At 71.8% G+C, this 22,307-nt stretch carries 19 protein-coding genes and 1 pseudogene; 9 read left to right on the top strand and 11 right to left on the bottom strand.

What is annotated here, in order from left to right; all coding sequences use genetic code 11:
* Positions 1-301: 301 nt before the first annotated feature.
* A complete protein-coding gene (locus tag ABT063_RS46295) occupies positions 302-1,045 on the top strand; it encodes an IclR family transcriptional regulator (RefSeq protein WP_351067221.1) in 744 nt (247 codons plus the stop codon).
* 128 nt (positions 1,046-1,173) lie between these two features.
* On the opposite strand, the gene ABT063_RS46290 is transcribed toward ABT063_RS46295, so the two are convergent.
* The 5 genes from ABT063_RS46290 to ABT063_RS46270 all read right to left on the bottom strand — a co-directional run bounded on the left by ABT063_RS46290 (position 1,174) and on the right by ABT063_RS46270 (position 8,078).
* Entirely contained in the window at positions 1,174-1,977 is an 804-nt protein-coding gene (locus ABT063_RS46290) for an aminotransferase class V-fold PLP-dependent enzyme (RefSeq protein ID WP_351067220.1), read from the bottom strand.
* The gene (locus ABT063_RS46285) at positions 1,878-2,369 is read right to left on the bottom strand and encodes an aminotransferase class V-fold PLP-dependent enzyme (protein ID WP_351067222.1); all 492 of its coding nucleotides are present in this window, start codon (positions 2,367-2,369) and stop codon (positions 1,878-1,880) included. Before ABT063_RS46285 ends, ABT063_RS46290 begins: the two co-directional genes overlap by 100 nt.
* Before the next feature lie 122 nt (positions 2,370-2,491).
* Positions 2,492-3,931, bottom strand: a complete 1,440-nt coding sequence (locus ABT063_RS46280) for an NAD-dependent succinate-semialdehyde dehydrogenase (RefSeq protein WP_351067208.1) — start codon at positions 3,929-3,931, stop codon at positions 2,492-2,494.
* A complete protein-coding gene (locus ABT063_RS46275) occupies positions 3,928-6,813 on the bottom strand; it encodes an FAD-binding and (Fe-S)-binding domain-containing protein (protein WP_351067207.1) in 2,886 nt (961 codons plus the stop codon). The genes ABT063_RS46280 and ABT063_RS46275 overlap by 4 nt, the downstream gene beginning before the upstream one ends.
* The gene (locus ABT063_RS46270) at positions 6,810-8,078 is read right to left on the bottom strand and encodes an aspartate aminotransferase family protein (protein WP_351067205.1); all 1,269 of its coding nucleotides are present in this window, start codon (positions 8,076-8,078) and stop codon (positions 6,810-6,812) included. The genes ABT063_RS46275 and ABT063_RS46270 overlap by 4 nt, the downstream gene beginning before the upstream one ends.
* A 226-nt stretch (positions 8,079-8,304) precedes the next feature.
* On the opposite strand from ABT063_RS46270, the gene ABT063_RS46265 reads away from it, so the two are divergent.
* Positions 8,305-9,948, top strand: a complete 1,644-nt coding sequence (locus tag ABT063_RS46265; protein WP_351067204.1) for a PucR family transcriptional regulator — start codon at positions 8,305-8,307, stop codon at positions 9,946-9,948.
* A 42-nt stretch (positions 9,949-9,990) separates the two neighbouring features.
* Here the strand turns inward: ABT063_RS46265 and ABT063_RS46260 are convergent, their stop codons facing one another.
* Positions 9,991-10,527 (bottom strand): DUF2269 domain-containing protein, encoded by a 537-nt coding sequence (locus ABT063_RS46260; RefSeq protein ID WP_351067203.1) that lies wholly within the window; start codon positions 10,525-10,527, stop codon positions 9,991-9,993.
* Between the two features lie 115 nt (positions 10,528-10,642).
* Complete coding sequence (locus ABT063_RS46255; protein ID WP_351067202.1) at positions 10,643-10,843, bottom strand: hypothetical protein; 201 nt, start codon at positions 10,841-10,843, stop codon at positions 10,643-10,645.
* A 331-nt stretch (positions 10,844-11,174) separates the two neighbouring features.
* On the opposite strand from ABT063_RS46255, the gene ABT063_RS46250 reads away from it, so the two are divergent.
* Positions 11,175-11,639, top strand: a complete 465-nt coding sequence (locus ABT063_RS46250; protein ID WP_351067201.1) for an SRPBCC family protein — start codon at positions 11,175-11,177, stop codon at positions 11,637-11,639.
* A gap of 27 nt (positions 11,640-11,666) precedes the next feature.
* Here the strand turns inward: ABT063_RS46250 and ABT063_RS46245 are convergent, their stop codons facing one another.
* The gene (locus tag ABT063_RS46245) at positions 11,667-12,266 is read right to left on the bottom strand and encodes a DM13 domain-containing protein (RefSeq protein WP_351067199.1); all 600 of its coding nucleotides are present in this window, start codon (positions 12,264-12,266) and stop codon (positions 11,667-11,669) included.
* A 188-nt stretch (positions 12,267-12,454) separates the two neighbouring features.
* Between ABT063_RS46245 and ABT063_RS46240 the strand changes: the two genes are divergently transcribed.
* The 5 genes and pseudogenes from ABT063_RS46240 to ABT063_RS46220 all read left to right on the top strand — a co-directional run.
* Positions 12,455-12,868 (top strand): VOC family protein, encoded by a 414-nt coding sequence (locus tag ABT063_RS46240; RefSeq protein ID WP_351067198.1) that lies wholly within the window; start codon positions 12,455-12,457, stop codon positions 12,866-12,868.
* A gap of 208 nt (positions 12,869-13,076) precedes the next feature.
* Positions 13,077-14,009, top strand: a complete 933-nt coding sequence (locus tag ABT063_RS46235) for a metal ABC transporter solute-binding protein, Zn/Mn family (protein ID WP_351067196.1) — start codon at positions 13,077-13,079, stop codon at positions 14,007-14,009.
* An 11-nt stretch (positions 14,010-14,020) separates the two neighbouring features.
* Complete coding sequence (locus tag ABT063_RS46230; protein WP_502991028.1) at positions 14,021-14,848, top strand: metal ABC transporter ATP-binding protein; 828 nt, start codon at positions 14,021-14,023, stop codon at positions 14,846-14,848.
* Complete coding sequence (locus tag ABT063_RS46225) at positions 14,845-15,726, top strand: metal ABC transporter permease (protein ID WP_351067195.1); 882 nt, start codon at positions 14,845-14,847, stop codon at positions 15,724-15,726. The genes ABT063_RS46230 and ABT063_RS46225 overlap by 4 nt, the downstream gene beginning before the upstream one ends.
* Positions 15,727-16,013: 287 nt before the next feature.
* Positions 16,014-16,244: pseudogene (locus ABT063_RS46220) on the top strand (DNA-binding response regulator); the annotation flags it as partial.
* 8 nt (positions 16,245-16,252) lie between these two features.
* Here ABT063_RS46220 and ABT063_RS46215 read toward each other — a convergent pair.
* Positions 16,253-16,570 carry a hypothetical protein gene (locus ABT063_RS46215; RefSeq protein WP_351067193.1) on the bottom strand — a complete coding sequence of 106 codons (318 nt, stop codon included), beginning with the start codon at positions 16,568-16,570 and terminating at the stop codon, positions 16,253-16,255.
* Positions 16,567-16,986 (bottom strand): hypothetical protein, encoded by a 420-nt coding sequence (locus tag ABT063_RS46210; protein ID WP_351067192.1) that lies wholly within the window; start codon positions 16,984-16,986, stop codon positions 16,567-16,569. Before ABT063_RS46210 ends, ABT063_RS46215 begins: the two co-directional genes overlap by 4 nt.
* Before the next feature lie 192 nt (positions 16,987-17,178).
* Here ABT063_RS46210 and ABT063_RS46205 point away from each other — a divergent pair, with 192 nt between their 5' ends.
* A complete protein-coding gene (locus tag ABT063_RS46205) occupies positions 17,179-18,198 on the top strand; it encodes a LacI family DNA-binding transcriptional regulator (RefSeq protein WP_351067191.1) in 1,020 nt (339 codons plus the stop codon).
* A gap of 3 nt (positions 18,199-18,201) precedes the next feature.
* Here the strand turns inward: ABT063_RS46205 and ABT063_RS46200 are convergent, their stop codons facing one another.
* Positions 18,202-22,155 (bottom strand): glycosyl hydrolase, encoded by a 3,954-nt coding sequence (locus ABT063_RS46200; protein ID WP_351067190.1) that lies wholly within the window; start codon positions 22,153-22,155, stop codon positions 18,202-18,204.
* Positions 22,156-22,307 lie beyond the last annotated feature (152 nt).

Below are 22,307 nucleotides of genomic sequence, written 5' to 3'. Positions count from 1 at the left end.
GGCGCGTTCCACGGCAGGCCCAGCCGGCCCTGTGCCCGGCCGGGGGAGGTACCGGGCACAGGGTGACGCCTCACAGAGCACGGCACGGCGCGTTCAGGGCGCGACCACCGTCAGGCGCTGGCTGCGGGGCATCGGATCCGCACCACTCTTCGACGCCGGCCCGACTGCCGGACCATCAGGGTCGTGCCGCATTGTGGAACGTCATGCTAGAATCCGGCACGACATGAGCATGCCTGCGACTCCGGAAGCGAGTCAGAAGGTGAGCAGGACGAATCCGTGGAAGTGAGGGGGCCCGATGGAGATGAAGAGCGTGACCAGGTCGCTGCGCATCCTGGAGGCTGTGGCGCAGCATCAGCCGGTGACCGTGGGCGAACTGACGAAGATTTTCGGGCTGCCCAAGTCGACCGTGCAGCGCACCCTGGTCACGCTCAACCAGGCGGGCTGGCTGCGGGCCAACCGCAGGGACACCACCCGCTGGGAGATCGGCGCGCGCGTCCTGGCCGTACGACCCGCCGCCCTACAGGGATCCAGCCTGTTCGCCGCCGCCCGCGAGCCCATGGTCCTGCTCCGCGACGCGCTGAACGAGACCATCCACCTGTCGGTGCCGGACGCCCTGCAGTGCATGGTCGTGGTGGACCGCGTCGACTGCGACCACGCCGTACGGACCTTCCACACCATCGGCGACACCTCCCCCCTGCACGCCACCGCCACGGGGCACGCGGTCCTCGCTCATCTGCCGAAGTCCGAGGTCGACGAGTTGGCGGCGGGCACACTCGAGGGCTACGGCGAGGAGACCATCACCGACCCGGTGGAGCTGCGCGCGGAGCTGCGTCGCGTCAGAGACCGCGGATACGCCGTCAACCACAACCAGTACCGCCCGGGTGTCTGCGCCATCGCGGCACCCGTCCTGGACGGCGACGGCATGCCACTTGCCGCCGTGGCAGTCTCCCTGCCCGACTCCCGTTTCGACCCCGTCCGGCTGGCGGAGCTGGGGCGGCTGGTGACCGATACCGCGGCGGGAATCACCGCCCGCCACCTGGGCTGAAGGCTGCCCCGGGCCGGACAACAGCCGCGTTTTCCGCCGGGCAGCGACAGCGCGCCTGCCGGATCCGCAGCCGCCTTCGCCCTACGACCACACTTCCAGGCGGCGGACTGAGCGCAGGACCGAAGAATTCAGCGGCCGGTGGCGCACATTTTTTCGACCACTTCCGCGAGGGCCTCCACAAAGCGGTCGAGCTCGCTCTTGCGCAGGGAGATGTGCGGTGACACCCGAAGCCCGCTCAGATGGCGAACTTCCCGGTACTTCACGTGGACGCGATGGTTCTCCCGGAGCTCGTGTTCCACGGTCCTGGCGTCCAGGCCGTCGATCGAGAAGAGGCTCACCGCGCCCAGGCTCTCGGTGTCCAGCGGCGTGTGCAACCCGGGGATCTCGCAGGCGCGGTCCACCCAGTACCGGGTGAGCTCCCGCAGCCGCGCGTGGACGGCTCGGACGCCGATCTCCCGGTGGAGACGCGCGGCCGGCAGGATGCCCGCCTGCAGGGCCGAGTTGTACGTGCCGGGATTCCAGTGGTCGAACTTGTCGACGCGCAAGGGCGGCGGATCGAAGGGGGCGAGCAGCGGCCACGTACGGTCGATGACTGCCTCCCGGACCACCAGCATGCCGTTGCCCACCGGCGCGCCCATCTTGTGCAGGCTGGTCACGAAGAAGTCGCAGTCCAGGTCACGGAAGCTCACCGGCATCTGCGCGAACGTCTGGGCGCCGTCCAGCACGGTGAGGGTGCCGTTGTCCTTGGCCAGACGGCACAGCCGCTCGGCCGGCAGGACGCGTCCCGTCCAGTGGGACATGTGGGTCAGCTGCAGCACGCGGGTGCGCGGGGTCAGGACCGCCGCGTACGCCTCGAAGATGTCGTCGTCGCTGTCCATGAGGTCGAAGTCGGCGGTGACCACCTCGATGCCCTCGCGTTCCTGGCGCTGCAGCCAGGCGGCGCGGACGCTCGGGTAGTGCAGGCGTCCCAGTGCGAGATCACGACCCGGTCGCCCGCGGTCAGCGGGATGCCGAAGATCGCCGTGCACAGGCCTTCGGTGGAGTTCCGGTTCAGCGCGATCTCACCGGGGTCGCAGTCGATCAGCTCCGCCAGTTCCGCCTTGATCTCGGGCAAGGCCGTATCGAGCTTGCTCCACATGTTGCGGTCGGGGTTCTGGCTGACCAGCCGAAAGGCGTCGATCGCCGCCTGCTCGACGACTCGCGGCGGCGGGCTCACGGCCGCGTTGTTCAGGTTCAGCAGCGGCTGCTGCTCCACGTAGGCCGCGCGGACGCGCTCCCACGCCTCTTCCTCGGCAGGGGTCTCGCCATCGTGTTCTACCTCCAAAGTGTCGGAACTGCACTCCCCGGCCGCGACAACCGTGACCCCGTGCCCGGCCGGGGAAGGCCGGGCACGGGGTCGCCCGCGCGGTGCGCGATGGGGCGTATGTCAGGGCAGGACCGCCGCCGTCATCGCACGGGCACCGCGAGGTACTGATACTCCAGGAACTCGTCGATCCCGACCCGGCCGCCCTCGCGGCCGAGCCCGGACTGCTTGACGCCGCCGAAGGGTGCGGCCGGGTTGGAGACGAGCCCCGTGTTCAGGCCGACCATCCCGACCTCCAACCGTTCGCTGATGCGAAGGGCGCGGTCCAGGCCCTCGGTGAACAGGTAGCCGACCAGGCCCCACGGGGTGTCGTTGGCACGGTGGACGACCTCGTCCTCGTCGTCGAAGGTGAGGATCGCGGCCACGGGTCCGAAGATCTCCGTGTCCATCAGGCGGCTGTCCGGGGCGACGTCGGTGAGCACGGTGGGCGGGTAGAAGCAGCCCGGGCCCTCTGGGGTACGGCCGCCGACGAGCACCCGGGCGCCGCGCTCCACCGCGTCGGCGACCAGTTCCTCGACCTTGGCACGCCCGGCCGCGTCGATCAGCGGGCCGACGTCGACCCCGCCCCGGGTGCCGGGGCCCACGACGAGCGCACCCATCCGCTCGGCGAGCCGCCGCCCGAACTCCTCCGCCACCGACCGGTGGACGAAGAAGCGGTTGGCGGCGGTGCACGCCTCACCCATGTTGCGCATCTTGGCCACCATCGCCCCGTCCACGGCCGTGTCCAGGTCGGCGTCGTCGAAGACGATGAAAGGCGCGTTGCCACCCAGCTCCAGGGAGGTGCGTACGACCGTGTCGGCGCACTGGGCGAGCAGCAGCCGCCCGACCTGCGTGGAGCCGGTGAACGACAGCTTGCGGATCCGGCCGCCGCGCAACAGCGGTTCGCACACCTCCCCCGCCCGGGAGGTGGTCACGACGTTCAGTACGCCGTCCGGCAGCCCGGCCTCCTTCAGGATTCCGGCCAGCGCGAGGCTGGAGAGGGGGGTCTGCGGGGCCGGCTTGAGGATCACCGTGCAGCCCGCCGCGATCGCGGGGCCGATCTTGCGGGTGCCCATGGCCAGCGGGAAGTTCCACGGGGTGATCAGCAGGCAGGGGCCGACCGGGCGGCGGGAGAGCAGCATGCGGTTGCGTCCGTCGGGCAGGGTGCCGTAGCCGCCGTCGATGCGGACGGCCTCCTCGGAGAACCAGCGGAAGAACTCGGCCGCGTACGCCACCTCTCCCCTGGCCTCGGCGAGCGGCTTGCCCATCTCGGACGTCATCAGGTGGGCGAGCTCGTCGGTGCGGTCGAGGATGATCTCGTGCGCGCGGCGCAGGATCTCGCTGCGCGCCCGGGGCGCCGTACGGGCCCACTCCGCCTGCGCCTCGACGGCCGCGTCCTCCGCGAGCCGGGCGTCCTTCGGGCCCGCGTCGGCGACGCGGCAGAGGATCTCGCCGGTCGCGGGGTCGTCGACGGGCATGGTGGCGCCGTCCACGGCGTCCACCCAGGCACCGCCGATGAACAACTGGTTCAGTACCTCGGTCATGATGTCTCTCCTGGTCGATCGGCGGCGGGGTCGAGAAGTTCGGCGAGATGCAGGGCGCGGATGTCCCGGTCACCGGTGAGGTGGTCGATCTGGGTGGCACAGCTGAAGCCGTCGGCCACGACGGCGGTCCGCGCGGTCTCGTCGATGCCTTCGAGGCGGGGTTTGAGGGCCAGGTCGGCGACGGCCATCGAGGTGTCGTAGTGCTGCTCCTCGAATCCGAAGTTCCCGGCGAGTCCGCAGCAGCCCTCGGCCTCGTCGACCTTGCGTACGCCGAGCCGGCGCAGCAGGTCTGCGGGGCGACGGCCCTTGAAGGTGGCGTACTCGTGGCAGTGCGTCTGCAGCACCACGTTCTCGGGCAGCGGCGGCGGGGTCCAGCCCGGTTCGGCGAGGTCGGTCAGGGCCCCGGTGAAGGTGTGGACGCGGGCCGCGACGCGAGCGGCGGCCTCGGTGCCGAGCAGTTCGGGTACGTCGCGTTTGAGGGCGGCGGCGCAGCTGGGCTCGGCCACGATGATCGGCCGGTCGTCGCCGTTGTCGAGGTGGGCGACCGTGCGCGCCATCACGCGGCGGGCGACCGACAGCTGACCGGTGCTGACCCAGGTCAGACCGCAGCACAGCCCGTCCTGCGCGGTGGTGGGGATACCGGCGTCGGCGAGCACGCGGCCGACGGCACCCGCCACCCGGGGGCGGAAGGCGCGGGTGAAACTGTCGACGAAGAACAGCGCCTTCGACGGTTCCCCCGTCTTCGACGCGCGCAGGACCTTGCGCAGGGCGCGCCGGGAGGCGAAGGCCGGGATCGTGCGCTGGGTGGTCACGCCCCCGAGCCGCGCGAGGAGTCTGCCGACCGGTCCGCGCAGCAGCGTGTTCAGCGGGCGGGCGGCGTATCCGGCGAGCGCGGAGGTCAGCGGCAGCCAGCCCAGCGAGTAGTGGGAGCGTGGCCTGATCCTGCCCTTGTAGTGCTGGTGCAGGAACTCCGCCTTGTACGTGGCCATGTCGACGCCGACCGGGCAGTCGCTGGAACACGCCTTGCAGGACAGACACAGGTCGAGCGCGTCACGGACCTCCGTCGAGCGCCAGCCGTCCTGGACGGTGTCGCCGCGCACCATCTCCTGGAGCATGCGGGCCCGGCCCCGGGTCGAGTCGTTCTCCTCCCCCGTGGCCCGGTAACTGGGGCACATCACGCCACCCGCGTCGCTGCGGCAGCGGCCGACGCCCACGCAGCGGCGGGCCGCGCCCGCGAAACCGTCCTCGTCGTGCGGGAAGGTGAACACCGTGTCGAGCGGCTCGATCCGGTGCAGCGCCAGGTCGGTGTCGAGGGCGGCCGGGGCCACGATGACACCGGGGTTGAGCAGCCCTTCGGGATCGAAGATCTCCTTGAAGGCGGCGAACGTCCGGATCATCCGGTGGCTGTACATGACCTCCAGCAGCTCGCTGCGGGCGCGTCCGTCGCCGTGCTCGCCCGACAGCGTGCCGCCGTGCTCGACGACCAGTGAGGCCGCCTCGGTGAGGAAGCGGCGGGCGGCGGCCCGGCCGGCGTCCGTGGCGAAGTCGAAGTCGATGCGCACGTGGACGCACCCCGCGCCGAAGTGCCCGTACATCACGCCCGTCAGCCCGTGGTCGGCCAGGAGCTTGCGGAAGTCCCGCAGGTAGGCGGCCAGATTCTCGGGGGCCACCGCCGAGTCCTCCCAGCCGGGCCAGGACTCCCCGCCGTCCACGAGGCGGGCGGCGAGTCCGGCCCCGTCCTCGCGGACCCGCCACAAAGAGCGCCGTTCGGCCGCGCTCTCGACGACCCGTCCACCGGTCATCCGGCCCTGGGCCTTGAGCGCGTCGAGCAGTTCGGCGGCGCGGGCGGTGACCGATACCTCGTCGTCGCCGTCGAGTTCGACGTAGAGCCAGGCGCGGCCCTCCGGCAGCCCGGTGACGGAGTCGGGGCCGCGGCGGGCGCGCATGGTGGCGACGATCGCCTCGTCCATGCCCTCCACGGCGCTGGGCGACCAGCGCAGGATCTCCGGGACGTCCTCGGCCGCGTCGACGACGTCGTCGTAGCCGAGGGCCAGCAGCGCCGAGGCCGGCGCGGTGGCGATCAGGCGCACCTTCGCAGCTGTCACGACCGCGCACGTGCCCTCGGTGCCGACCAGGGCGCGGGCCACGTCGAAGCCGTGCTCGGGCAGCAGGTGGTGCAGCTGGTAACCGGAGACCTGGCGCGGGATGCGGCCCAGCTCGGTGCGGATCAGCGCCAGGTTGCCGTCGATCAGGCGCCGTACGTCCGCTTCGAGCCGGGCGACGCTCCGCACGGCGTCCGCGTCGCCCGGCTCGGCGGCACGCAGCCCGGAGCGGTCGGCGACGGCCCGCACACCGTCGGCCGTCACGAGCTCCAGGGCCTCGATGTGGCCGCTGGTCCGCCCGTCCCGCACCGACCGGTTCCCGCACGCGTCGTTGCCGATCATGCCGCCGAGGGTGCAGCGGCTGTGCGAGGACGGGTCCGGGCCGAAGGTGAGCCCGTACTCGCCGGCCGCGTCCCGCAGTGCGTCGAGGACCACGCCGGCCTCGACGCGCGCGGTGCGCGCCTCCGCGTCGATGTCCAGGATCCGGTTCATGTACCGGGAGAAGTCCAGGACGACGCCCGGCCCGACCGCGTTGCCCGCCATGCTGGTGCCACCGCCGCGAGCGGTGACCGCGACGCCCGTCTCCTCGCAGGCGCGCAGCACCGCGCACACGTCGTCGGTGGTACGTGGGAAGGCCACGGCCCGCGGTGGGACGCGGTAGTTGGAGGCGTCGTAGGCATACGGGCCGGTGGGGCCCGGGCCGGTCTCCACCCGCAGACCGGGTGCGGTCTCGGCCAGCCGGGCGACCAGCCGGGCCACGGCCGCGGGTGCGTCCGTCATCGCTCCGACGCTCCCGAGGTGCCGGCGTCCACCGCGGCGGCCCACGCCTGGAGGCCCTCGTCCACGCCCGTCTCGTCGATGACGAGCGCCGGGATCATCCGCACGACCTGGTTCCAGGCCCCGCACAGCAGCAGGAGCAGGCCCTGGTCGACGGCGGCCCGCTGCACACGGGCGGCGGTCTCGGGGTCGGGGCCGCCGTCCTCGGTGACGAACTCGGAGGCCAGCATCAGTCCCAGGCCCCGTACGTCCCCGATGGCCGGCGTCCGGTCGGCCACCGCCTCCAGCCCCTGCCGCAGCCGGGCCCCCATCGCGTCGGCGTTCTCGACGAGCTTCTCGTCGCGTACGACGTCGAGCGTGGCGCAGGCCGCGGCGCACGCCACCGCGTTGGCGCCGTAGGTACCGCCCTGCGAGCCGGGCCACGTCTTGCGCATCAACTCCTCGGAGGCGGCGATGCCGGAGATCGGGAACCCGCTGGCCAGCCCCTTGGCGGTGATCAGGATGTCGGGCGTGACGCCGAAGTGGTCGTGCCCCCAGAACCGGCCGGTGCGGCCCACGCCGGTCTGCACCTCGTCCAGGATCAGCAGGAAGCCGTGGCGGTCCGCGCGCTCCCGCAGCCCTTCGAGGAAGGCGCGGGTCGCGGGCACATAGCCGCCCTCGCCGAGCACCGGCTCGACGATGACCGCGGCGGTGTCGGCGGGCGAGGAGATCGTCTGGAGCGTGTAGTCGAGCTCCTTCAGGGCGAAGCGGGTGGCGGTGTCCTCGTCCCAGCCGTACCGGTAGGCCGTCGGGAAGGGGGTGACGACCACGCCGCTCATCAGCGGCGAGAAGCCGGAGCGGAAGCGGGTGCCGGAGGTGGTCATGGAGGCGGCGGCCACGGTCCGGCCGTGGAAGCCGCCGTGGCAGACCAGGACGTTCGGCCGGCCGGTGGCCTGGCGGGCCAGCCGCAGCGCGGCTTCGACGGCCTCGCTGCCGGAGTTGGTGAAGAACAGGCTGTCCAGGCCGGCGGGAAGCACCTCGCCGAGCTTGTCGACCAGGCGCCGCAGCGGCTGGTGCATGACCGTCGTGTACTGGCCGTGGATGAGCGAGCCCACCTGTTCCTGTGCGGCGGCCACGACCTTGGGGTGGCAGTGCCCGGTGCTGGTGACGCCGATCCCGGCGGTGAAGTCCAGGTAGCGGCGGCCGTCCTCACCGTAGAGGTGGACGCCCTCGCCCCGGACCGCCACCACGGGCGTGGCCTGGCGAAGGTGCGGCGACAGTGCGGTCATGTTCGTCTCCCGGCCCATGCGTTGTCGTCTACTCCGGCATCTCGAGCATCCCGGTCCATCGGGTCGGCGACAACGCCTGATCTGTCCAGCTCGGCCGTCGTGTTCGGACGTTGTGTCAACCGTCCCGGGCGCGGCGGCGGGGTCGGGGCCGCGACGGCGGCCCTAAGGTCGCTCTTGCGCAGGTCAACCGCGCTTGTCACAGTGCCCGGGCACGCAGGGAGGCACCATGAGCGAGAACGTCGATGCGTCTGCTCCGCCGGTCACCGACGATCACGAGGCCGCCGCGACCAGCCGCGCGCCCACCGTGGCCGACGTCCTGGCCCTCCCGGTCCTCGCCGCGGGCCGGCCGCAGGTCGTCACCGGCGTCACCCGTCTCGACCGGCCGGTCCGCTGGGTCCACATCACCGAGCTGACGGACCCCGCCTCGTTCCTCAAGGGCGGCGAACTCGTCCTGACCACCGGCATGCCCCTGCCCGAGGACCCGGCGGGTGTCCGCCGCTACGTCGACGAACTCGCGGACGTGGGTGCCGCCGCCCTGGTCATCGAGCTCGTACGGCGCTACCACCGCCCGCCCGACACCCTCGTCCAGGCGTGCCACGCCCGCGGCCTCCCGCTCGTCACCCTGTCCAAGGACGTCAACTTCCTGGAGGTCACCCAGGTCGTCCATGCGCTCATCCTCGGCAACCAGGCGGACGCGATGCGCAGGACCCAGCGGATCCACGAGGCGTTCACCACGCTGACGCTGCGCGGCGCGGGCCCGGAGGACGTGGTGCGTGCCGCGGCGGAGACGAGCGGCCGTACGGTCGTTCTGGAGAACCTGGTCCACCAGGCGCTGATCTGCGAACCCTCGGGCACGACGGTGGAGGAGGCGCTGACCGACTGGGAACGCCGCTCCAGGGCGACCCCGACCGGCGACCACACGGAGGTCCGGGGCCCGGAGAGCTGGCTCGTGGCACCCGTGGAGTACCAGGGCGAACGCTGGGGGCGCGTGGTGATGCTGCCCTCCGTGGCCTTCGGACACGAGGACGTCACCGTCCTGGAGAGGACGGCGATGTCCCTCACCATCGCCCGCCTGATCCACCCCACACCCTGGGAACGCACCGCGCACCGGAGCGCCCTGCGTGATCTCGCCGAGCGGCGGCACCGCTCCCCCGAGGACGCCCGCGCCCGCTTCGCGGCGCTGGGCCTGCCCACGGAGGGCGGCATCTTCCTCGCCGTACTCGTGGAAACCCGCACGGAGGACGGTGACTCCGAGACGGAGGCCCGCCTGTCCCAGGAGCTGCACACCGGGGGCGTCCCGGCACTCGTCGGCCGACTGGCGCCCGGCCGCCTCGGCATCCTGCTGGCCCTGCGCCCCGCGCAGCCCTGGCGGCCCGTGGTGGAGCGGCTGAGCCGCACCGCGCTGGACCTGAGCCCGGAGGTGGTCGTGAGCGTCGGTTCCGAGGTGGCGGACCTCTCCGACGCCGCCCGCTCCTTCCGTCAGGCGGCGCGCGTCATCGAGGCCGTCCTGCCCGGTCAGCCCCTCCCCGAGGGCAGGTCCTTCCACGAACTGACCGACATCGGCCTGCGCCATCTGCTGTACGCGCTCCGCGAGGACACCCGGATCCAGGAGTACGCCGAGCGTCAACTCGGGCCGCTCATCGACCATGACACGCGACACGGCACCGACCTGCTGACGACCCTGCGCCACTACCTGGACGCGGCAGGCAACAAGACGATCGCCGCACGCCGTGGCAACCTGTCCCGGGAGACCGTCTACCAACGCCTGCGCACCATCGAGCGCCTGCTCGACCGCGACCTCGAAGCCGGCGAACAGCGCACCGAACTGCACGTGGCACTCACCTCGCTCGACGTACTGCGGGCCGGCTGAGCGAGGGCCGACAGAACCGGCCCGGCGCAGCCGACCCGCAGCTCAGGCGGTCTGACGGGCGCGTTCGGCAGCCACCGACCCGCGGGCGGACATGCGCAGGTTGCGGCCACGCCGAGTCAGCCCCCAAGGCTTGAGGACGGAGATCACCGTCATGAAGACGTAGGCGGACAGCGAGACGATCGGCCCGAACAGCACCTCGCCGGCGTCGGGCAGCGGAGCGCCCGCGGCGACGGCGGCGACCGCGGAGTTCACCCCGGGGCGCAGTGCGAAGACCGTGGCGGTGGTCGTGGCCAGGGTCAGCCAGAACTTCGTGTAGACCCATCGGTGCCTCGCCAGTCCCCACGGGGTGCCGAGGGACAGCGCCAGGCCGCTGAGGAGGGTGAGGAACGCGACGGGGAGAAGGAGCCAGTCGGCGAAGAGCTTCATGGCGCGGACGGAGGCCTCCACGGTCACCGCGGACCCGGTGGTGGCGGCGGTGGCCCCGAGTGCGAGCAGCCCGAGCGTGAGCCCGAGCCAGCTCGCGGAGGCGGCCACATGGACGACGAGGGAAGCCCGGCGAGCGGGACGGCTTAGTTTCACGTGACTCACCGTGCCGTGCGGGGGCCGGTGAGGACGTCTGACAGCGGGAGTAACCGCGCGTACTGGCGTCGGCGTATCCGGCACGACTCGACGTGCGCCGTGCCCGAGCGCCGTGTCAGGCCTGCCAGTCGCCGATGCCGTCCCATGCCTGCTCGATCGTGCGTTCCAGGTCTGGGCGCTTGTGGGTCTCGCCGACCTCGAAGAGCAGGTCCCGCATTCTGTCCACGCCACTGCGGTCGTGCAGGCGCTGCCCGATGGCACGGATCTCGGGCAGGTTGCCGGCCACGCCCGCGCGGGACGTGACGAGCTTGATCATCCGAGCGGCCATTCGTTCCACATACCGGGTCGATCCGGTGTCCGGCGGAACGTCTCTCGGTGTCTGCCGGCCGCCGAACCAGGTGCGTAGCTTCTCTATCAAGGTGTCCCTCTCCCCGGTTCGCTGTCAGCGGGATCGCTGTTCGCGCGAGCGAGCATAGGGAGACTGCGAGGGGACCCGTCCCGACGCATGAACGCGGCCGGCAGCGCCAGTGGCGGCCCCGCCCCTACCGCGTGCCGCGCGCTCGCCGGCCCTCGCGCGGATCCTGGATACAAACAGGGTGAACCCCGGATCCCCCGCGGACCCGGTACGAGGACAAGGCGGCACCACCGTGACGATCGACGTGTCCGCGCAGCGCGTGATCCCGCTGCCGCCCGAGCAAGTGGCGGAGTATGCCACGGACTGGCGGCACGACGCCGAGTGGACCCAGGGCATCCGTACGGCGGAGCTGACCCGCGAGGCGGACGACGACGGCGGCTTCGGTGTCGGCGCCGAGGTCACCCGGACGGCGTACTTCCTGGGCCGACGCATCGACTACGTCCTGCGCGTGGCCGCGTACGAGCCGACCCGGCTGCTGGACATGGTGTCCGTGGCGGGCCCGATGCCGATGCACGTCACGTATGCCTTCGCCCCGCACCCGGACGGGGCTTTGGTCCGCATCCGGGTCCGGGGCGGCCCGGGTGGCTTCTTCCGGCTGGCGGCGCCGCTCCTGGCCCGCCAGGTCCGCTCGTCCCTCGCGAAGGACCTGCGCGACCTCGAACGCAGACTCACGGAATGCGGGCGGCGACGTCCGTGAGCGGACCGGCCGTGCCACGCACCGGCGTCAGGCCCGGGCGAGCTCGGCGGCGCCGAAGGAGACGTCGAAACGGTCGCACCAGATGCTGACGCTGCTGTAGCGGGCGGGGTCGATGTCGGCGGGCACGGCGTAGTTCTGGCTGCCCTTGTTGCCCTTGAGCTTGCCGAGACTGACGTACTCCCCGTCGTCGAAGACGTGCCAGCCGGCCTGCCCCTCCCTCACCGGCGCGTCGGTGAGCCACACGCGCAGGTCCGGCCCGTTGCTGGTGTCGAGGTTCTCCAGCCGGACGACGTGGGAGCCGTCGGCCAGCCGTACGAGCTTGACCGAGCCCGACGTCGCGTGCTCGTGGCTGATCAGCTCACCGCCGGCCAGCGTCCGCGGCCCGGAGGGCGACGCGGAAGGGCTCGCGGAAGGCGCCGCCTCGGGAGCCGCCTCGGGAGCCGCCTCGGGAGCCGCCTCGGGAGGCTCGGCGGCCTCTACGACGCCGGGCAGGGCCTCGTCCACGGTCTCGTCCTGCCACAGCTTCCACGGCTGGAACCAGTAGAGCCCGAAGCCGACGCCGACGACGGCGACCACCAGCACTCCGATGCCCCACGGTCCGCCCAGCACCTTCCGCATGCGCCCCATTCCCGTCCTGCTTCCTGTGAGTTCCTGTCTCTGCCCTATTCAACGGGGCGGGCGGCCGTCGCGGCCCCCGAAAAAGATGACGGAACCCTGACGTCGCCGGAGCGGGGCCGAAGCGGAAGACAGAACCATCCGCCCTTCGGATAATGATCCGCATAGATCAGAACATTTGCCCCACTCCGGGAGGTCTCATGGCTTCGCGCCTCAACCCCTACCTGAGCTTCGGCGGCGACGCCCGGCAGGCGATGGAGTTCTACAGGGAGGTCTTCGGCGGCACTCTGTCCCTCAACACCTACGCGGAGTTCGGCCAGGCGGACAGCCCGGAGGCCGACAAGATCATGCACGGCATGCTGGAGACCCCGAGCGGCTTCACCCTGATGGGCGCCGACACCCCTCCGGACATGGACCATACGCCCGGCAACAACTTCTCGATCAGCCTCAGCGGCGACGACGACACCGAGCTGCGCGACTACTGGGAGAAGCTGTCCGCCGACGGGTCCGTCTCCGTCCCGCTGGAGCGGCAGATGTGGGGCGACGTGTTCGGTATGTGCACCGACCGCTTCGGCATCCCCTGGATGGTCAACATCAGCCGGCCGCAGAGCTGACCGGAGTGCACGGCGGGCGCAGAGGACGAGCGATGCCGCAGGTGGCGCAATCCATAGCGGGCGTCAAGCGTTGGCAAGGGTTTGGGCATGGTCGGAATCCAGCCATGGTTCTGACATTCGTTTCCATCTAGCGTGATCCGGGCCCGGCCCGCGCCGGGTCCCGCTCTCGGGAACACCCCTGCTCACCCGTCGTAGAGGACCCATGCCCATGCCCACGTCCCCGTCCCGGCGCCTCGCCCTGATCACCGGCGCCTCCCTGGCCCTCCTCGCAGGCTGTGGCAGCTCGTCGGACTCCGGCGACGGGAGCGGTTCGCGAGAGCCGGCCGCCGCGTCCAAGGTCACCGTGGTCGCCTCCACGAACGTCTACGGCGACATCGTCGAGCGGATAGGCGGCGCGAAGGCCGACGTCACCTCGATCATCAGCGACCCCGACCAGGACCCGCATTCCTACGAGGCCGACACCCAGAACCAGCTGGCGCTGTCCAAGGCGAAGGTCGTCGTCGAGAACGGCGGCGGCTACGACGACTTCGTCGACCGGATGCTCAAGAGCGGCGACTCCTCCGCCGAGGTGATCAACGCCGTCAAGGTCTCCGGCAGGACCGCCCCGAAGGGCGGCGAGCTCAACGAGCACGTCTGGTACGACTTCCCCACCGTCGCCAAGATCGCCGACCGCATAGCCGCCGCGCTGGGCAAGGCCGACCCCGACGACGCCGCCACCTTCACCAAGAACGCCGAGGCCTTCAAGACGAAGCTCGAGCCACTGGAGGCGAAGGAGGCCCGGATCAAGAAGGACCACGGCGGCGAGGGAGTGGCCATCACCGAACCCGTGCCGCTGTACATGCTCGACGCCTGCGGCCTGGTGAACAAGACGCCCGAGGAGTTCAGCGAGGCCGTCGAGGAAGGCGACGACGTCTCCCCGAAGACCCTGCAGAGCACCCTCGCGCTGTTCACGGACAAGCAGGTCAAGGCCCTGGTCTACAACGAGCAGACCTCCGGCCCGCAGACCGAGAAGGCCGAGAACGCGGCCAAGGCGGCCGGCGTCCCCGTCGTGCCGGTGACCGAGACCCTGCCCGAGGGCAAGGACTACCTCGGCTGGATGACCGCCAACGTCGACGCGCTCGCGAGCGCGCTGGACAAGTGAGCCGGCCCACCGTGGCATCCGGGACCGGTGCTGTGATCAGTCTGCGCGGGGCCGCCCTGTCGTACGGCGAGCGTGTGGTGTGGCGGGGCCTCGACCTGGAGGTGCGGCCCGGGGAGTTCCTGGCCGTGCTCGGACCGAACGGATCGGGCAAGACCAGCTTCGTACGTGCCCTGCTGGGCCGGCAGCCGCTGTCCGCCGGGACGCTGACGGTCCTCGGCCGGCCCCCGCGCGAGGCGGGCCGGCATCTCGGTTATGTGCCCCAGCAGGCGGAACTGTCCGCGCAGGCGATGCTGCGCGCCCGCGACCTCGTGCGCTTCGGCATCGACGGGCACCGCTTCGGGCCACGCCCGCGCAACCGCGACGTCCGCCGCCGGGTGGACGAGATCCTCGCCTCGGTCGGGGCCTCGGCGTACGCCGATGTCCCGCTGGGCCTGCTGTCCGGTGGCGAGCGGCAGCGCGTGCGCATCGGACAGGCCCTGGCCACCGATCCGCGGATCCTGCTGTGCGACGAGCCGCTGCTCTCCCTCGACCTCCACCACCAGCGGGCCGTCACCGAACTGGTGGACACCAGGCGCCGTTCGCACGGCACGGCGGTGGTCTTCGTGACCCACGAGATCAACCCGGTGCTCGGCCTGGTGGACCGGGTGCTGTACCTGGCGCCCGGCGGCCACCGGGTCGGCACACCGGAGCAGGTCCTGACCTCCGAGTCGCTGTCGCGGCTCTACGGCACACAGGTAGACGTCGTCCGTGTCCGCGGCCGCGTCGTGGTCGTCGGAGCCCCCGACGAGCCGGCCGCGCCACCGCACCACACCCCTGAGACCGAGGAAATACACCGATGACGCTCGCCGACGGGGTCTGGCAGCAGATCTTCAGCTTCGAGAACTACGGCGAACTCCTGGCGCTGGTCCGCAACTCCCTCATCGCCGGTGCCGCGCTCGGCCTGGTCGGCGGTCTGGCCGGGGTCTTCGTCATCATGCGCGATCTGCCCTTCGCGGTGCACGGCATCAGTGAGCTGTCCTTCGCGGGCGCGTCGGCGGCGCTTCTGATGGAGGTGAACATCGTGGCGGGCTCCATCGTCGGCTCGCTCCTCGCGGCCGGCGCGATCGGGGTCCTGGGCGCACGCGCCCGTGACCGCAACTCGGTGATCGGCATCATCATGCCGTTCGGCCTCGGGCTCGGCGTGCTCTTCCTCGCCCTCTACAAGGGCCGGGCGGCCAATAAGTTCGGCCTCCTGACCGGCCAGATCGTCGCCGTCGACACCCCGCAGATGTCCTGGCTGCTCGGCACCTCCGCCGTGGTCCTGCTCGCCCTGGCGGTCATGTGGCGTCCGCTGACCTTCGCCAGCGCCGACCCGGACGTCGCCGCGGCCCGCGGGGTGCCGGTGCGTGCGCTGTCCTTCGCCTTCATGATCGTGCTCGGCCTCGCGGTCGCCCTGTCCGTCCAGATCGTCGGCGCGCTGCTGGTCCTCACCCTGGTCGTCACGCCCGCCGCGGCCGCTGCCCGCGTCACCGCGTCACCGGTGCTGCTGCCGCTGCTCAGCGTCCTGTTCGCGGTCGTCTCCATCGAGGGCGGCATCCTGCTCGCCCTGGGCGGATCCATCCCCATCAGCCCCTACGTCACGACGATCTCGTTCACCCTCTACGCCGCCTGCCGTCTGGTGGGCACCTACCGCACCCGGCGATGGGGAGCCGGAAGACCAGCCACGCGGCCCGCCTAGGGCCCTTCTGATGGATCTCCGTGGGGAACGAGCGGCGTCCGGTGCGTGCTCTCGGCGTGCCGCGCAAAAGCCCTCGATGGGGGTCCCCCCACGCGAGCGAAGCCGAGCGTGGGGGAGGCGCTGCTTGGGCTTTCGCGCGGTGCGGCGAGTGGGGGCACCGCGCACGCCCTTAAGGCAGTGGCAGAGCGTGCCGGGCGTCGCGACGCCAAGGAGATCCATCAGAAGGGCCCTAACGGGACCCGCCCACAGGCTGACCCGGGGAGCGCGCCGTCGTCCTGGGGGCGGACGTCACCCGCTTCCTCGCCACACCCGTGCCCAGCGCACCCTGGCGCCACCGGAGCGCCTGGCCGACCTCACCGCCCGCGAACGCGAGGCTCAGCCCTCTGACGGTGCGCACCCACGTCCACCGTTCCCTCGTCCACCGTTCCCTGACGAAGCTGGACGCCCGCGACCGCGCCCAACTGGTCGTCATCGCCTACCGGACCGGCCTCGTACGGCCCACGCCGCCCGCCCCCTGACTCGGCTCTCAGGGCGATTTCGAGCCGGGCGGCGATTCTTTCCGGCTGCCGGAGGCGACCGCTTCCGGCAGCGCCGCGTTCCTCGTGGTTCCGGCCACCACCGCGGGGGCATCCGGCTCCCCCGCCGCGGTCGGCATCAGCACCCGCACCTCGACGGAACCCGTGGTGAGGCGTTGTCGTGCCCACTCCTCCACCTGGCGGCGGCAGGCGAGGTCGAGGTGGTGCACACCCGTCAGGTCCAGATGCACCTTGCGCTCGCGCTCCCCACCAGGAGAACGATCCAGGCCACGATGCGCGACCGCGCACTCGGAGAGCGCACCGCTCACCCCTCGTCCCCGTCGTCGCCCTGGCCGTCGTCGCCCCCGTCGTCGCCGTTCCCGGGAGGGGTGATGCCGAAGGACGGAGTGTCGTCATCCGTGCTGTGAGGTGGGGGCAACGTACTGACGGGGCGGCCACCGGGCTCGGACGGGAGAGGGGAGGACACGGGCGGGGCCGGCTCCCGCGACGGACGCGCCGGCGCGGCGGGCGTCGGCGTCCGGGGCGGCGGGGCCGGGCGTGAGGTCGGGGTCCTGGACGGTGCGGAGTTCGGGTTCTGCGTGAGGACGACGGACGGCCCCAGTGACGGCGGCTCCTCCTCCCCGGCCCACAGCCGTCCGCCGGCCAGCACCACGACCGCCACGGCAGATCCCACCGCGACCACCACACCCGCCTTTCTGAGCACCACCCGGTCCGTGAGCATCATCCGGCCAGTCTGCCAACCACCGGAAAACAATGATCGATTAGGAGAGGATTCTCATCTGTCGCCCGTGTGCAGGGCCTGGTGCGGTCGCCATGCCAACACGAAAAACGTTCTAGTCGCGGCCGGGGTAGACTTGCGTCGCCCATGAGGACCACGTCGTGCCTGGTCGCACGGCTGTCACAGCGAGGGGGGTGGATGGACGCCATCTCGGCTCGCCCCGCCCGCATCCAGGACGTCGCGGCCGCCGCGGGGGTCTCGGTGTCCACGGTGTCGAACGTCCTGAACCGGCCCGAGCGCGTCAACGCCCGCACCGCCGAGCGGGTCCGGGACGCGGTCGCCGCGCTCGACTACGTTCCCCATCCTGGAGCCGCCGGTCTGCGGACCGGACAGTCGTCCTCGATCGGGCTGGTGCTGCCCGACGTGGCCAACTCGTTCTACTCGCGCATCGCACGGGGTGCCGCGGACGCCGCGTACGACCACGGTTACTCTCTCGTGCTCTGTGACAGCAGGGACGCGCCGGAGCGGGAGCAGGGCTACTTCACCATGCTGGTCGAGCAGCGGGCCGTCGGGACCGTGGTGGTTCCGCTCAGCGCCGATCCCACCCGGCTGGCGCGGCTGCGGGAGCGCGGCATCCCCCTGGTGCTGGCCGACCGTGCGATGCCGGCCCAGGACGGCTGCTCCGTCTCCGTCGACGACATCGCCGGGGGCCGCATCGCCGTGCAGCACCTCCTGGACCGCGGAGCGTGCGACATCCTCGTCGTGAACGGAGAACGCGGGATCCGGCAGTGCGCCGACCGGTACCAGGGTGCCCGGCAGGCCGTGCGCAGCCGGCGTGAGGCGCGGCTGGGCCAGGTCGTCGCCGAGGAGATGACGGTGGCGTACGGCACGGAGATCGCCCTCCGGCTCGACGACGTGCCCGACGGGATCTTCTGTACCAACGACTTCCTCGCCGCCGGGCTGTGCCGCGGTCTGGGCGAGCGGGGCGTGCGGATTCCCGAGGACGTGCAGGTGGTCGGTTACGGCGACCTCGACATCGCGAGCTTCGTGGGGACCCCCCTGACGACGGTCCGGCAGCCGGTCGAGGACCTCGGCAGGGCGGCCGTGGAGATGCTGCTCGACGAGGTGGAGGCCCGCGCGGAACACGCCCACGAGACGCGGGTGTTCGCACCCGGACTCGTCCTGCGGGACTCCACGCGGCCGTCTTCCGGCGCCTGAGCTCTACTGCCCAGCCTCACAGCCGGGGATCCGCAGCGTCACCGGTCCCAGCAGGCCCGAAGTGAGCTGGGACGGGAAGGCCCAGGCGGTCGGCGTCGCTTCGGCGAGATACGGGGCCAGCGTGTTGTGGACGGTCACCTCGACGCGGACGGTACGCCCGGCGGCACCGCGCAGCCGGAAACGGTACGGGGCGCAGAACGCCTCACCGACGGGGTCCCCGTCGAGGAACACCGCGACGCTGCCGCGCACCCGCCCCAGATCCAGCACCGGGTCCGGCCCGGCCGGTACCTCCAGCGCACGCCCATAGGTCACGCCCCCGCTCCAACCGCCCAGCCCCAGCGAGCGCCAGTCCCCCAGCGGCAGCGCCGCCGGTACGGTACGCACCCGCACCGGCCCCCGCCAGGCGGAGCCGCCCCGCAGCACGGCCGTGGGGACGGTGACGACCTCGATCTCCGTGGGTTCCGCCAGCGGTTGATCGAGCGTCAGCTTCCGTCGCTCGTCAAACGGTTGCTCGGTACCGTTGCCGACCCGGACCCGCGCGGGAAGCTCCAGCAGCAGGTCGACCGACACGGTGCCCGGCGGCACGGTGAACCGGAAGCGCTGCGCCCTCTCGTGGACGTCGTCGGTGGACCGCAGGGGCAGTACGGCGGCGCCGAGCGCCGGAGCGCCGGTGAGCCACTCGGCGTCCGGCAACGGGTGCGGCCGTACCGTGGCGTAGCAGTGCTGCAACTCGCCCCAGCGGCCCTCGTGTTCGACGGTGTGTCCGCTCCACTCGCCCGTCTCCGCCTCCCAGCCGGCGCCGCTGACCAGTGCGGTCACGGACGAACCCGCGGACGCCACGAGATCGACGAACACCGCGTCCCCCGCGTGGACACTGTCGGCCACGACCTCGAGTACGTGCTCGCCTGCCCGGAGCGTCAGTTGGTGGCGGAAGAACATCGGCACCGCGCCCCAGTCCGCCTCGTAGTACTCCACCTTCTCCTGCCGCGCCACGGCATCGCCGTCGAGCAGCACGGTGACGCCCGCCGCGGCCCCCACGACGAGCACCGCCTCCGCGTCGTGGCTCGGGAGACGCAGCCGAGCGCGGTAGGTCACGCGGCCGTCCGGTCGTACGTCGTCGGGCAGAGACATGAACTGCGGGCGCGGCGTGAATCCGTCCGGGTGGGACAGGCAGAAGTAGCTGCCCAACGGTGTGCCGGCGGCGCCAGAGATCAGTAACGGACGGTCCTGGGCGTCCGCCAGTTCGTACTCGAGCACATTGCGGGGCCTTTCGACGTCCACCCGGGCGGACGCCAGATAGCCGCCGCTCGTGTCCAGTCTCTCGCCGTTCCACCACACACGCTTGGCCGCCGCCGCGCCGATGTGCAGTTCGGCAGGTCCGTGGTGGTCGGTCTCCACGATCGAGCGGACCCGGGCGACGGTTGCGCCGCCGGGCACCGGGGCGCGCACGAACTCCTCGGCCACCAGCCCCTTGTTGCCGAGCAGCCCGTCGGGATCCGGGATCCCGCGGCTCGACGAGTACAGCGAGACGCGCCAGCCCGCGTCCGGGGGAACGAGGGGCAGCTCTCCGGCCAGGATCCGTTCGACGGAGGCGCTGTCCAGCGGGTCGGGGGCCTTCTCGGAGGGCACGGGAGGCAGGACGCGCACCCGATTGCCGTACGTCACCCGCGTCCGCTCGCCCTGCGCGTCGGTCTCGGTCCACCGCATGGTCCAGATCTGCGGCTCGTCGACGGACGATCCGGGGGGCAGCGCCAGATCACCCCAGGTGTTGTCCATGGTGGGGACCAGGCGGCCCTCCCAGCCGGTCGAGACGTCGATCGTCTCGACCGACACCGGCGGCGGTGTGGCCGTCCGGGGCGCGGGAATGCCTTCGCGCCATACGAGGAGGGCGGCGGGGGCGCCTTCCAGCGGCACCTCGATGGTCGAGACGCCGTCGGAGACGGTGACGTGTCCGGGGCGGCGGGCGCCGGTGGCCGGGTTCCAGACCTCGGCCTCGGCGACCGCCGCGTGCACGGTGACGGAGCGGGTGTCGGCGTAGCGCGCGGGGTCGATGTCATGGTTGCCACTGGGCGGATGCGTACGGGCGTCGGGGAAGGCTCCCGTCACCAGGGCGACCGCCACGTCCTCCTTCCGCCGGACGAGCAACGGCACATCGCCCGTCGCGTATCCGGCGGCGTCGGCCACCGCCGCCGCGCCCGCCTCGGCGTCGCTCGCCCGCTCCAGCCGCGGATGCGCCGCCAGCGCCGCGACGACGGAGTCGTCACCGGCCCGGCCGGCCGCCGCCATGGGCGGACGGCCCACCACCACGACCCGTCCTCCTGCGTCGAGCAGTTCGGTCAGCCGGCGCGCCGTCTCCTCCTCCAGGACGCTCGCCGAGGGCAGCAGAACCGCGGTGTACGCCAGGTCCCCGATGCGCAGGGCGCCGTCGCCGGCCCCGGCCCGCCGCACCGAGGCGTCGTCGATGACGTCGAAGGAGACGCGGTGCCGGTCCAGGGCGCCGATCCGGGGCCTGAGCCAGTTGTTCGTGCCGCACAGGTCCAGGTAGTGCCCCTGCGTCTCGTCGACGTCGGCGTGGCCGTCGCCGAGGCGGTCGTCGCCGAAGTGCTTGACGGGCGCGTCCAGCGGGACGAGGGCCTGCATGGTGGCGGTGGGGTGCAGGACGGCGACGTCGGCGCTGTAGGTGCCCCACGACATGATCGAGCAGATCCGGGCGACGGCCCGGGAGAACGCCGGGTACTGCTGCCAGTAGGGCTGACGCCAGTCGGTGGACGGCGGCGCCCATTCGAACCAGCCGCCCGCGGTGCCGAAGTAACTGGCGTGCGGGTTGTACAGGTTGGCGCCGCTGCGCAGGAACGGCAGGAGCCAGTCGTAGGTGTCCTCCAGGGTGCCGCCCCAGCCGGAGGAGTGGAACGCCTCGATCCAGACGCGCTCGTGGCCGTAGAGGTGGGCCATGGAGGAGTGGACCTTGGCGTCGCCGTGGTGGTCGCTGCCGGCGGCGCTGTACCAGCGGTGGGTGCGGAAGTAGTCCGAGTAGATCTGCGTCGACTGGGCCGGGTAGCCGGAGCGGGCGGGGTGGCTCTGGTCGCAGCCCAGGAGCAGGCCGCGCTCGTCGTGCCAGGCAGCAAGCGGCCTGAACAGGGCCTGTTCGGTGAGTTCGGCGCGGACCGCGTAGTAGTCGGCGCGGATCCTCGGCGCCCGGGCGGTGTCACCGAAGAGGGCCGGCAGGTGGTCGAGCAGGTCGTAGCCGCGTCGGGAGCGGAACTCCTCGGGGAAGCGGTGACTCCAGGAGTTGGTGCCGGGCAGTTCGTCCTGGAAGCTGCCCGCGATGACGTTGCCCAGGTACTCCGGGACGCGACGGTCGTACTCGTGATGGACGGCGTCCAGCAGCAGGCCGACGGCGTGCCGGTCCAGGTAGTCGAATGCCGTGGGAACGGCGACGACGAGCTGCACCTCGGTCCCGTCGGCGACCGCGATCCGGGCCGGGCCGGCGATGTGCAGGCGCGCGCCCGCCACGTCGTACGCGCCCACCAGCGTCTCGGGGCCCTTCAGCGCGACGGTACCCCCCGAGACGACGGCTCGGCGCGAGCGCAGGGCCTGCCCCGCCGCCTCGGGGTGCCGTCGGGTGATGCTTCCTTGGACATTGGCGCCGGAGAACCCGATCTGGTCGTAGAACCACAGGCGCGTGCCCAGATCCCCGGCGATCTCGCAGGCGTCGGTGAAGCGTGCCCACCACTCCTCGCCGAACCACGCCGGCTCGTCGGCCCGGGCGCCGAAACCCGGGCCTGCCGGGGCCAGGTTGATCACGACGAGGTTGTGGATGCCGCCCTCCGCGAACCTGCGCAGCTGCCATGCGAGGCGCTCGCGGGTGACCCTCGCGCCCGACCACCACCACAGCGGAGTGGGACCGAAGTCCCGGGGCGGATCCTCGAACAGCTGCTGCAGTGCGGGAGAGATCACGGATGCGGTCCTTCCGAGTACGGCTCGGGCGCCTCACTGATCTAAAAACGTTTTTATACCCGCCTCACCGTAAGCGACCTGGGGCGTTGGTGCCAGATCCGCAACCTCGAGAGGTGGTGGGCTCTTCTCTCCGCGGATGTGCGCGCGGAGCC

Source organism: Streptomyces sp. NPDC002838 (assembly GCF_040295365.1).
Classification (GTDB): domain Bacteria; phylum Actinomycetota; class Actinomycetes; order Streptomycetales; family Streptomycetaceae; genus Streptomyces.
The sequence above is the reverse complement of the archived record's forward strand: the minus strand, read 5'-3'. Positions and strand labels throughout refer to the sequence as shown.

Bases quoted from the DNA above. Each gene is read 5' to 3' on its own strand.
- ABT063_RS46295 (WP_351067221.1), top strand. From the start codon at position 302: ATGAAGAGCGTGACCAGGTCGCTGCGCATCCTGGAGGCTGTGGCGCAG.
- ABT063_RS46280 (WP_351067208.1), bottom strand. From the start codon at position 3,931: ATGACCGAGGTACTGAACCAGTTGTTCATCGGCGGTGCCTGGGTGGAC.
- ABT063_RS46275 (WP_351067207.1), bottom strand. From the start codon at position 6,813: ATGACGGACGCACCCGCGGCCGTGGCCCGGCTGGTCGCCCGGCTGGCC.
- ABT063_RS46270 (WP_351067205.1), bottom strand. From the start codon at position 8,078: ATGACCGCACTGTCGCCGCACCTTCGCCAGGCCACGCCCGTGGTGGCG.
- ABT063_RS46265 (WP_351067204.1), top strand. From the start codon at position 8,305: ATGAGCGAGAACGTCGATGCGTCTGCTCCGCCGGTCACCGACGATCAC.
- ABT063_RS46255 (WP_351067202.1), bottom strand. From the start codon at position 10,843: ATGATCAAGCTCGTCACGTCCCGCGCGGGCGTGGCCGGCAACCTGCCC.
- ABT063_RS46245 (WP_351067199.1), bottom strand. From the start codon at position 12,266: ATGGGGCGCATGCGGAAGGTGCTGGGCGGACCGTGGGGCATCGGAGTG.
- ABT063_RS46240 (WP_351067198.1), top strand. From the start codon at position 12,455: ATGGCTTCGCGCCTCAACCCCTACCTGAGCTTCGGCGGCGACGCCCGG.
- ABT063_RS46235 (WP_351067196.1), top strand. From the start codon at position 13,077: ATGCCCACGTCCCCGTCCCGGCGCCTCGCCCTGATCACCGGCGCCTCC.
- ABT063_RS46225 (WP_351067195.1), top strand. From the start codon at position 14,845: ATGACGCTCGCCGACGGGGTCTGGCAGCAGATCTTCAGCTTCGAGAAC.
- ABT063_RS46210 (WP_351067192.1), bottom strand. From the start codon at position 16,986: ATGATGCTCACGGACCGGGTGGTGCTCAGAAAGGCGGGTGTGGTGGTC.
- ABT063_RS46205 (WP_351067191.1), top strand. From the start codon at position 17,179: ATGGACGCCATCTCGGCTCGCCCCGCCCGCATCCAGGACGTCGCGGCC.